Here is a 9676-nt window from a genome sequence, read left to right on the forward strand (position 1 = left end):
TCTATCCGCCCCTGGAGCCCGGCTAAATTCCCGCCCACATGCTCGAAGGGGGGGACGAAGCCTGAGGCTTCCCGTCACCTCGACGCCAAAGAAAAGGGGCGCGATCCGCAAGGGTCGCGCCCTTTTTGTAATACACCCCTGCCATGTGGCATGGGAGAAAACCGATAAACACAAGAGGCAGGAGTAAACGCCCATGGAATCTATCGATCGCATTCTCGACCGACTCGAGAAAGTATACGATGCGGCCGTCGAGCGGCTGCGTGAGGATGTCATTGCCTTCGGTCGCACGCGCGACCTTCCCGCGCCCGAGCGCCGCATCGATGGCAGCTATGCCTATCCCGAACTGCGCCTGCGCTTTCGCGGTGGCGACCAGCCCGAAGACCGCAACCGGGCATTCGGTCGGCTGAATGCGCCGGGCCTTTACACGAGCACGGTTACCCGACCCGCGCTGTTCCGCGACTACCTCAAGGAGCAGCTCGAACTGATCTCCTCGAACTACGAGGTTGAAGTCGAAGTTGGATCGTCACGACAGGAGATCCCTTTCCCTTACGTCCTCGATGGCGAGGCAAGCGCAGTGCTTGTGGGTGTCGATCCCAACGCCATCGCCCGTCACTTCCCATCGACCGAGCTGGCCGACATCGGTGACGAACTGGCTGATGGAATGGTCTTAGGTGGCGTAGACGACCCGATCCCACTGTCTCTGTTCGATGGGTTGCGCACCGACTTCAGCCTCGCGCGCCTTGCCCACTATACAGGCACAGCACCCGAGCACTTCCAGCGCTTTATCCTGTTCACGAACTATCATCGCTATGTCGATGAATTTGTTGATTGGGCAGGCTCACAACTCGGCGCGAACGGCTATACGGCACTGGCCGGTGCCGGCGGTTTGTTGCTAACCGAAAAGACCGAGAACGCACGCGCGCAGCTCTCCGACACCGCATGGCGCCGCCACCAGATGCCGGCCTATCACCTCGTCGGCCCCGACCACGAGGGCATCACGCTGGTCAACATCGGCGTTGGCCCTTCGAACGCAAAGACGATCTGCGACCACTTGGCCGTACTCCGTCCCGAAGCCTGGCTGATGATCGGGCACTGCGGCGGTCTGCGGCCGAGTCAGAAGATCGGCGATTATGTGCTTGCGCATGCCTATTTGCGCGATGACCACGTGCTCGATCCGGTACTCCCGCCCGAAATCCCGCTCCCCGCCATTGCCGAGGTGCAGCAGGCATTGGCCAAGGCGGCGGAGATGGTCTCGGGCGAACATGGAGCCGACCTCAAGCGGCGCATGCGTACTGGCACGGTCGTCACAACCGATGATCGCAACTGGGAACTGCGTTACACCCAATCGGCCCATCGCATGTCGCTGAGCCGCGCGGTCGGCGTGGATATGGAAAGCGCCACCATTGCCGGTCAGGGCTACCGCTTCCGCGTACCATACGGCACGTTGCTGTGCGTATCCGACAAGCCGCTGCATGGGGAGATCAAGCTGCCCGGTCAGGCAAACAAGTTCTACGAGGAGGCGATCGCCGCCCACCTCGAGATCGGCGTCACGGCATGCCGCCTGTTGCGCGAAGAAGGGCCTCGCCTCCACAGCCGCAAATTGCGCGCTTTCAACGAGCCCCCGTTCCGGTGATAAGGTTCCCCACAATGAGGGGGAACACGTGACTGAAACACCAAACCGTTCGCGCTCGATCGCTGGCAGGGTCGCCATCGTTACCGGGGCCGCCAGCGGTATCGGCCGCGCAACGGCCAAGCTGTTCGCGGCGGAGGGCGCGAAGGTTGCAGTGACCGATCTTGATCTCGCCTCCTGCCAGGCGGTGGCCCGCGAATGCGGTACGAATGCGCTGCCCTACGCGCTGGACGTGGGTGATCCCGAGGCGATCAAGCAGGTGGTACGTCAGATCGCGCAGGATTTCGGGGGGATCGATATCCTCGTCAACAACGCCGGAGTATCCAGCTTCTGTCCGCTCGATGAAGGCGACGCATATGAGGAAACTTGGGCGCGCGCGCTGGCGGTGATGCTGACCGCCCACCAACGTATGGTCCGCGCCGCTTTGCCCTATCTACGCCAAAGCGATGCCGCTCGCATCGTCAACATTGCGTCGACCGAGGGGCTCGGTGCGACGCCGGGCGACACACCCTACGTAGCTGCAAAAACCGGCGTGACAGGCCTGACGCGAGGGCTTGCCGTCGACTTGGGACCTGAGGGTATAACGGTGAATTGCATCTGCCCGGGTCCGATCAGTACCGCGATGACGCAAGGCGTGCCCGACGAGCACAAAGTCATTTTTGCCAAGCGACGCACTGCGTTGAAACGCTATGGCGACCCGGAGGAAGTGGCGCACATGACCCTTTCACTCGTGCTGCCCGCAGCCAGCTACATCACCGGGGCCATCATCCCGGTCGATGGGGGATTGATGGCGCGCAACGCCTAGTCGTCATTCGCGGCTTCCTCGGCCGCATCCGCCGCGGCATCGGCCGCCGCGTCGGCAGCGTCTTCGGGAAATGCCACTCCGCCGGCGAACTGCAGAGCATCGGTGAAATTGCGCAGGCCCTTGAGGAAGACGCCCTGCGAGATGCCCTTGCCCGTTACGATATCCCACTGGATCCAAACGTCGCCGTTCTCGTCGATGTAGGTCTGTGCGTAGCGCGACCGGCGGGCGATATCGAGCGCTGTTTCTGCGCTGACGCTGAAGTCGGTGTCGAAGCCGCCTACAAGCTGCAGTTCCGAACAACCGTCATGCGTCGTCTCATCGCATCCATAGAATGCGATGTCCGCTTCCCAACCGCCCAGTTCGACGTGGATGATCGGGTCGCCATAGGAGTCCTTGTCGAGCATCGGCTCATAGCCCGCAATTTCGAGCAGCGAGACAATGCCCTGCGGGTCGCTGGCGGTCACCATGGGTTCCGCCGCCAAGACGGGACCAGCCAAAATCAGGCCGCTGACTGCAGCCAGCATCGACACTTTCCCCATCAGCCCTTCCCTTTCGTCTTTGTTTTGCCCTGCTGGGCATGGTCTTCGATGAACTTGATGATCATGCCGGCGATGTCCTTGCCGGTTGCCTGCTCGATACCCTCGAGTCCGGGTGAGGAATTCACTTCCATGATTACCGGGCCGTGATTGCTCCGCAGCATGTCGACCCCGCAGACGTTCAACCCCATCCGCTTTGCCGCGCGCACCGCGGTCGAGCGTTCCTCAGGCGTGATCTTGATGAGTTTCGCACTTCCACCGCGATGGAGGTTGGACCGGAATTCATCCGGCGCGCCGGTACGTTGCATCGCGGCGACAACCTTGCCACCGATCACAAGCGCACGGATGTCGGTGCCGCCTGCTTCCTTGATGAACTCCTGCACCAGGATGTTGACGTTGGCCCCGCGAAAGGCCTCGATTACCGACTTGGCGCTGCTCATTGTCTCGGCCAGGACGACACCGATGCCCTGCGTACCTTCGAGCAGCTTGATCACCACAGGCGGGCCGTTGACCGCCCGAATGATTTCCTCGGTCTGCTTGGGATCATGGGCAAACGCAGTCAGCGGCAGCCCGAGGCCATGCTTCGCCAGGATCTGCATGCTCCGCAACTTGTCGCGGCTGCGACCAATCGCCACGCTTTCGTTGAGCGACCACACCCCGGCCATCTCGAACTGGCGCAGGATGGCAAGGCCGTAATTCGTAATCGATGCACCGATGCGCGGGATGACCACGTCGTAACCGTTCACCTTCTCGCCATTGTAGCTGACGGTGGGGCGGTGACTGGCGATATGGACGGTGCAGCGCAACGTGTTGAGCACGTCCATGGAATGCCCACGCGCCTCGGCCGCTTCGACCAGTCTCCTGTGCGAATACAGGTCCGGGTTGCGCGCCAACATGGCGATTTTCATGTCTTGTAGCCTTTTTCCACGTCGCGACCGGGCGTCTGAAGCCACGAATGGCCCGAGTCGACGACGAAGCGGCGCCTTAGCGCAGATCGACCAATGAGCATTGGAAATTTCATGTCGGATCGGTCGGCAAGGCTGATCTCCACTCGGAACTCAAGGCTACCGATCCTTAGTGGCGTTTTTATGATCATCCGGCGCTGCGTTTCGCCGTTGGAACTGGTGATACCGCGCCAATCGATATGCACGGCCTCGCACACCTGCCGAACGTGCTGGCGTTCAAAATCGACCGCAAAGCGGACGTACTGATCACCATCGCGCTCGAACCGCTCAAGCACGGTCGCATGGAGCGACGACGTGCGTGCACCGGTGTCAATCTTGGCCGGCAGTTCATGAAGGCCAAGTTCGGGCAAATGCACGAGTTCGCGCCATCCGACGACAGGCATGGGCTTCATCTTGGGGCTCACTTGATGATCGCCAGCCCGTCTCCGCCATCCCCACCATCGAGGCGGCGCAGTACTGTGCCTGAAGCAAAATCCACTTCAGCGATCGTGTCGGTGCCGGTTTCAGCAACGTAGATCCGCTGCCCGTCCGGCGACCACAGTATGGTCACCTGCTGGCGCTGTTCGGCCTCTTGCGGGCTCGATACCGCAATCGCGCGAGCGACTTCGCCGGTTTGCACATCGATCACCGTCAATGACCCGCCTGCAAGGTCTGAAGTGACCGAAAAATCGCCTTGCGGCCGCACAGCGATACGAAGGGGAAATGGGCCGACCGAGACCGATTTGCGAACCGCCAGGTCGTCAGGGGAGATCATATAGGCTTCGTTCGAGCCACGCGCAGAGACCCATAGGGTTTCGCCATCCGGCGCGAGGGAAATGCCCTCCGGCTCTATCCCCACCTCGATCGATTGTGGCGCCCGGCGCGTCAGCAAGTCGACCCTGGTGACCGTTTTGGAGCCCAAATCGGTCGTCCAGGCATGCCGCGCATCGGGCGCGACCACCAGCATATGCGTGCCACGCTGCCCCGTCCCGTATTCGAAGGTTTCGGCCTGGCCGAGCGGATCGCGAATCCAGAAGATCGACTGGCGTCCTTCGGCGGTGGCGTAGAGGTCGCCATTGCCATGCCAGACGATGCCATGCGGGCGGGCATTATTGCCCAGTTCAATACTCGTGACCTTCGCAAGGTCCGACGTACGGAAGATGTCGAGGGTCGTCCCGCCATAGCAGGCGAGCGCGACGTGGCGGTTGTCGGGCGAAGTCGCTAGTTCATGCGGATTCGCACAACTCGCCACAAGCGCCGTGCGCGTACCGGTTGCCAGATCGACCTTGGCCAGTGTGTTGCCGAACTTTCCGGCGACAAACAGCGCGCCGCTCGCCGCCTGTGGTGCTGGATCAGTGCTGACCTCCGCCAGCGGCGCACAAGCGACCGCCAGCGGGATCAAGGCAAACGGTAGTGCGCGGCTCACCATCCCTTGGGCTTGCCCTTGTTCTGTTGATCCAGCCACTTCATCAGCGGCTTGAAATACTCGAGCATCGGCTTGGCGCTCATTTCGCGGGTACCAGCGAAGACTTCGAGTGCATCGGGCCATGGCTTGCTGGCCCCCATCTCGAGCATGGCGTTCAGCTTCTCGCCCACTTCCTTGTTCCCGTAGAAGGAACAGCGATGCAGCGGCCCCTTCCAACCGGCCTGATCGCAGGCAGCCTTGTAGAACTGGAACTGCAGGATCCGCGCAAGGAAATACCGGGTATAGGGCGTGTTGCCCGGGATATGGTACTTAGCACCCGGATCGAAGGCATCAAGCGGGCGATCGACCGGAGGGGTGATGCCCTGGTAATCGCGCTTCAGCCCAACCCAGGCCGCATTGTAAGCCTCGGGCGGGACGGTTCCGTCAAACACGCCCCAACGCCATTTGTCGACCAGCAGGCCGAAGGGCAGGAAGGCGACCTTGTCCATTGCCTGGCGCAGCAGCAGGCCAATGTCCTTGTCCGCGCTGGGCACGTCGTCGCGATCCAGCAGGCCGATCTGCACCAGGTACTCGGGCGTGATCGAGAGCGCGACGAAATCGCCGATCGCCTCATGGAAGCCGTCATTGGCGCCGTTGAGATGCAGGTAGCTCTGGTCCTGATAGGCGCGCTGATAATAGTTGTGACCGAGTTCATGGTGGATGGTGACGAAGTCGTCGGCATTCACCTTGATGCACATCTTGATGCGGATATCGTCCTTGTTGTCGATATCCCAGGCGCTGGCATGGCACACGACTTCACGGTCGGCCGGCTTCAGGAACATCGAGCGCTTCCAGAAGGTCTCTGGCAACGCCTTCATGCCCAGTGAGGAGTAGAAACCCTCGCCGATCTTGACCATGTCGATCGGGCCCTTGTCCTGTGCGGCCAGCAATTCGCCGATATCATAGCCGATGTCGCCGGCCCCGGCGGGAGCTACCAACGGGTAAATGTTACCCCATTCCTGGGCCCACATATTGCCGAGCAGATCGGCACGGATCGGGCCGGTCCTAGCCTGCACCTCGTCGCCGTACTTCTCGTTGAGCTTGCTGCGCACATAGGCGTGCAGCGCAACGTAGAGCGGCTTGGTCTCTTCCCACAACCTTTCGGTCATGGCGGTGAACTCCTCGGGGCTCATGTCATAGCCCGAACGCCACATCGCACCGACATCGTCGAAGCCGAGCTCCTTCGCGCCTTCGTTGGCGATCTCGACCATCCGGACATAGTCGCCCTTCATCGGACCGCCGACATTGTCGTGCCAGCTGGTCCACATCTCGGCCAATTCTTCCGGGGTCCGTTCGGGATTGCCCATTTCGGCTTCGATATCGGAGCCGCTGATCTCCTTGCCGTTCAGCGTCCCCTTGCCCTTACCGTACTGGCTGTTGAGGCGCGTCGCGATCTCGTTGAGTTCGGTCGCGGCGCCTGCCGTGGTGGGTGCGGGCAGGACGATATTGTTGCGCAGGATATCGAGCTTGCGCTTCACCACCGGGTCGAGATCGGCGATTTCAGCGTATTTCGCGGCTTCGAGCGCATACTTCACGCTCTTCTCGGTGCCCACTGCGCCGATCTTGGCCGCCAGCGCATCGGTATCCTCGGTAATGTAGGTGTTGTTGACCCAGTAAACCTGACTCGCCTCGACCGAGTAGTCGAACAGGTCCTTCTCGACCGAAGCTACCCAGTCTGCGGCGCCCTGCGGCGTCATCGGGAAGGCGGCGGTTTCGGCCGGCGCGGCCTCGTGGTGTTCAGCAAGTGCAGGGCTGGCAAGCGAGATTGCAAGCGCGGACAGCGCGACGGATGCGAATTTCATGAATGTCCTCTCTCGGGAACGTGTGACTGGTTACACATGCTACCGGATTGCACCTGCAGCCCGGCTTAATCAAGCCGTCCGCGATGAATTCCGGTCGAGCACCAATGCGGCGATAATGACGCAGAAACTGGCCAGCCATGCCATCATCTTGATCGGCCTTACCGTTGCGGCGAGTCCAGCAAGATCATCATCGCCGGCCCGATCGATCAATTGCAGGAACTGGCTAATCGTTTCGGCATAGTCGGTCGCCAGAAATGTCGCCCCAGCAACCAGCGCGGCGGCACCCAAGGGTCTCACAAGCCTTCTCGGCGATTGCAGGAGCCATCGCCCGCCCAGCAGGCATCCGAAGCCGTAGATCCCGATGAAGATGAGATCGCCGATCATTGCGATGCGGGCCTGACCATATAGCCCCGCCGCCTGCCAGGCCGACTGGATCCGATCAACCTCCGCGGCACTTCCGGCCGCCTGGTGATCGGCGATGCCGCCGGGAACTGCGGTCAGGACCAACGGCAGGCTCAACATGATCACGATGGCGAAGGCCGCCAAGCCGCCAATCCAGGTCCACAGGAAGGCGCGTTTGAGGTTCAGTTCGCGTCTCCCAGCCAATCGGCGATCGCCTGCCCCATTTCCGGCTTGGTACAGCTGCTCATGTGGGTGCCCGGCACTTCTACATAAGTCGCATTGGGCAGCAGCGCGGCAAGCTCGGGAGCCGAGCCGTTGTCGCGATCCTCATCGCCGCAGACAACCAGCGCCGGCATCGTGACATTGTCGAGCAGGGCAAGGTCGAGATCTGGCATGGTGTCGAGCAGCATGCGTGCGGCGGTTCGATCGATCCCCTGAGACTTGAGGAACATCTTCGAGAAATAGGCCGGATCGCCCTGCTCGATGCTGTCAAACTCATCGATGACCCGCCGAAAGAAGCCCGATCGCTTCTGCCATTCGCCAAGCCCTGCCGTGCCCATACCGCCGAGCACGACCCGTGCAGGCGAAAGCACTCCGGTGGCAACGGCATGAAGCGTGGTACGTGCGCCGAGAGAGAAGCCACCGAGATCGTAGTCTTCGAGACCAAGGTGTTCGACCAGCGCCACCACGTCGCGAACCAGGACCCTGCTTGGGTAGGCAGCCGGATCGAGCGGCACCGCGCTTTCGCCATGAATGCGGAAATCGAGCATCAGGACTTCGTACCCACGCGCAGCAATGGTTTCGTGATGCCCCCACTTGATCCAGTTCATCTCCGCACTCGAGAACAGGCCATGAAGCAGCACGAAGGGTCGCCCCTCCCCGTGCCGATGCAATGCCAGGTCAGTCCCGTCGAAGCTGGCGAAATGTTCGGTCTTCATTCGGGAACGTCCAGTCCTTCGTTCTTCCATCGTTGGGCAACGCTTGGCGTCCCATCGCTGCGCTGCCGTGGCAACCCGCTGGTATCGATCCATGCTTCGTGGAGGCTTTCGGCCCCATAATGCCCTGAGGGCACAAAGCCCGATGGGTCATCGAAACTCCCGATGGTCAGATCGTCACGCCCCTTGTTGTCATTGTAGTGAAAGCCCAGCGGCGTGCCGCAGTGCGAGCAGAACGGGCGATCGGCGATCGGGCTGCTTGCGTACCTGTCGGGCTCGCTCTCCCAAGTCAGCGCTTCGCGAGGCACCTGGACGAAGGCCGCAGCGAAACCGCCGGTAGCCTTCTGGCACATGCGACAATGGCACAAGTAGGCCTCCGCTGCATCGACATCGACCCGATAGCGGACCCGGCCGCACTGGCAGCCGCCGGTCTTGATCGTGCTCATCGGGCCGAAAGCCCCTTTTGCTCCATCCGCCATTTGGCCATTTCGATGCGGTCCTGGCCGAAGAAGGGTTCACCTTCGAAGACCAACGTCGGCACGCCCCAATGGCCGGCAGCCTCCAGGGCATCCTGATTGGCAGCGATCTCCGCATCAAGCGCTTCCGGTTCGGCCGCGACTTCGGCTTCGACCTCGGCGGCGTCGAGCCCGGAACGCTCAAGTGCGGACGCGAGGTGATCGCCCTCGTGCCAGTTTTCCTGCCCACCCCAGATCATCTGACCTGCCTCATGCGCAAAAATGAGGCCCTTGCCCCGACGCGCGGCAGCCTGGCCCATCCGCGTGACACGGCGGATATACGGCTGCTCGTCGGCAATCTTGCGCGTGGCGACGTCCTGCACGATCGGATCCGGCCGCGGCGCGCCGAAGGGAATGCCGTGGAACTGCGCCACACGGATCATGTCGCGGAAGGTGTAGGCTAGCCAGTTGGGATGGTTGCGCTCGAAGAAATCGGGCTGTCGGATCGCCAGCGGATAGACCGGGCGCAGGGTGATATCGAGGTCATACTCCTCCGCCATGGCACGATAACGGCCCACCGACAGGTAGCTGTAGGGCGAACGGAAGCTGAAATAGAGGTCTGCGATCAGTGTCATGCGTGCGGTTCTATCGCGCTGTTGCGCAATGCGCCACTACGGTTTCAAAATTTGCACGTTGCAATAA

The 9676-nt window shown here is 61.6% G+C and carries 11 protein-coding genes; 2 read left to right on the forward strand and 9 right to left on the reverse strand.

Going from position 1 to position 9676, the window contains the following annotated elements; translation table 11 throughout:
- Positions 1 to 193: 193 nt before the first annotated feature.
- Together AAFM29_RS05925 and AAFM29_RS05930 are read left to right on the forward strand one after the other, a co-directional pair.
- Entirely contained in the window at positions 194 to 1633 is a 1440-nt protein-coding gene (locus AAFM29_RS05925) for an AMP nucleosidase (protein ID WP_341711879.1), read from the forward strand.
- Positions 1634 to 1661: 28 nt separating this feature from the next.
- On the forward strand, positions 1662 to 2435 hold the full coding sequence (locus AAFM29_RS05930; RefSeq protein WP_341711880.1) for an SDR family oxidoreductase: 774 nt from the start codon (positions 1662 to 1664) through the stop codon (positions 2433 to 2435).
- Here the strand turns inward: AAFM29_RS05930 and AAFM29_RS05935 are convergent.
- The 9 genes from AAFM29_RS05935 to AAFM29_RS05975 form a co-directional block, all read right to left on the reverse strand.
- Positions 2432 to 2974 carry a YbjN domain-containing protein gene (locus AAFM29_RS05935; protein ID WP_341711881.1) on the reverse strand — a complete coding sequence of 181 codons (543 nt, stop codon included), beginning with the start codon at positions 2972 to 2974 and terminating at the stop codon, positions 2432 to 2434. The genes AAFM29_RS05930 and AAFM29_RS05935 overlap by 4 nt on opposite strands.
- Positions 2974 to 3879: a 30S ribosomal protein S6--L-glutamate ligase gene (rimK, locus tag AAFM29_RS05940; RefSeq protein WP_341711882.1), complete on the reverse strand. Its 906-nt coding sequence runs from the start codon at positions 3877 to 3879 to the stop codon at positions 2974 to 2976. The genes AAFM29_RS05935 and rimK overlap by 1 nt, the downstream gene beginning before the upstream one ends.
- The gene (locus tag AAFM29_RS05945) at positions 3876 to 4328 is read right to left on the reverse strand and encodes a RimK/LysX family protein (protein WP_341711883.1); all 453 of its coding nucleotides are present in this window, start codon (positions 4326 to 4328) and stop codon (positions 3876 to 3878) included. The genes rimK and AAFM29_RS05945 overlap by 4 nt, the downstream gene beginning before the upstream one ends.
- 8 nt (positions 4329 to 4336) lie before the next feature.
- On the reverse strand, positions 4337 to 5341 hold the full coding sequence (locus AAFM29_RS05950) for a YncE family protein (RefSeq protein ID WP_341711885.1): 1005 nt from the start codon (positions 5339 to 5341) through the stop codon (positions 4337 to 4339).
- Complete coding sequence (locus AAFM29_RS05955; RefSeq protein WP_341711886.1) at positions 5338 to 7182, reverse strand: M2 family metallopeptidase; 1845 nt, start codon at positions 7180 to 7182, stop codon at positions 5338 to 5340. The genes AAFM29_RS05950 and AAFM29_RS05955 overlap by 4 nt, the downstream gene beginning before the upstream one ends.
- 69 nt (positions 7183 to 7251) lie before the next feature.
- Positions 7252 to 7788 (reverse strand): hypothetical protein, encoded by a 537-nt coding sequence (locus AAFM29_RS05960; protein WP_341711887.1) that lies wholly within the window; start codon positions 7786 to 7788, stop codon positions 7252 to 7254.
- Complete coding sequence (locus AAFM29_RS05965) at positions 7767 to 8522, reverse strand: alpha/beta fold hydrolase (protein WP_341711888.1); 756 nt, start codon at positions 8520 to 8522, stop codon at positions 7767 to 7769. The genes AAFM29_RS05960 and AAFM29_RS05965 overlap by 22 nt, the downstream gene beginning before the upstream one ends.
- Positions 8519 to 8965 carry a GFA family protein gene (locus tag AAFM29_RS05970; RefSeq protein WP_341711890.1) on the reverse strand — a complete coding sequence of 149 codons (447 nt, stop codon included), beginning with the start codon at positions 8963 to 8965 and terminating at the stop codon, positions 8519 to 8521. The genes AAFM29_RS05965 and AAFM29_RS05970 overlap by 4 nt, the downstream gene beginning before the upstream one ends.
- Positions 8962 to 9609: a 2-hydroxychromene-2-carboxylate isomerase gene (locus AAFM29_RS05975; RefSeq protein WP_341711892.1), complete on the reverse strand. Its 648-nt coding sequence runs from the start codon at positions 9607 to 9609 to the stop codon at positions 8962 to 8964. The genes AAFM29_RS05970 and AAFM29_RS05975 overlap by 4 nt, the downstream gene beginning before the upstream one ends.
- Between the last annotated feature and the right edge of the window lie 67 nt (positions 9610 to 9676).

It is taken from the genome of Erythrobacter sp., assembly GCF_038133525.1.
Classification (GTDB): domain Bacteria; phylum Pseudomonadota; class Alphaproteobacteria; order Sphingomonadales; family Sphingomonadaceae; genus Qipengyuania.

Excerpts from the sequence above, each read along its gene's own strand:
- AAFM29_RS05945 (WP_341711883.1), bottom strand. The coding sequence starts at position 4,328 with ATGAAGCCCATGCCTGTCGTCGGATGGCGCGAACTCGTGCATTTGCCC.
- AAFM29_RS05935 (WP_341711881.1), bottom strand. The coding sequence starts at position 2,974 with ATGGGGAAAGTGTCGATGCTGGCTGCAGTCAGCGGCCTGATTTTGGCT.
- AAFM29_RS05955 (WP_341711886.1), bottom strand. The coding sequence starts at position 7,182 with ATGAAATTCGCATCCGTCGCGCTGTCCGCGCTTGCAATCTCGCTTGCC.
- AAFM29_RS05970 (WP_341711890.1), bottom strand. The coding sequence starts at position 8,965 with ATGAGCACGATCAAGACCGGCGGCTGCCAGTGCGGCCGGGTCCGCTAT.
- AAFM29_RS05925 (WP_341711879.1), top strand. The coding sequence starts at position 194 with ATGGAATCTATCGATCGCATTCTCGACCGACTCGAGAAAGTATACGAT.
- rimK (WP_341711882.1), bottom strand. The coding sequence starts at position 3,879 with ATGAAAATCGCCATGTTGGCGCGCAACCCGGACCTGTATTCGCACAGG.
- AAFM29_RS05975 (WP_341711892.1), bottom strand. The coding sequence starts at position 9,609 with ATGACACTGATCGCAGACCTCTATTTCAGCTTCCGTTCGCCCTACAGC.
- AAFM29_RS05965 (WP_341711888.1), bottom strand. The coding sequence starts at position 8,522 with ATGAAGACCGAACATTTCGCCAGCTTCGACGGGACTGACCTGGCATTG.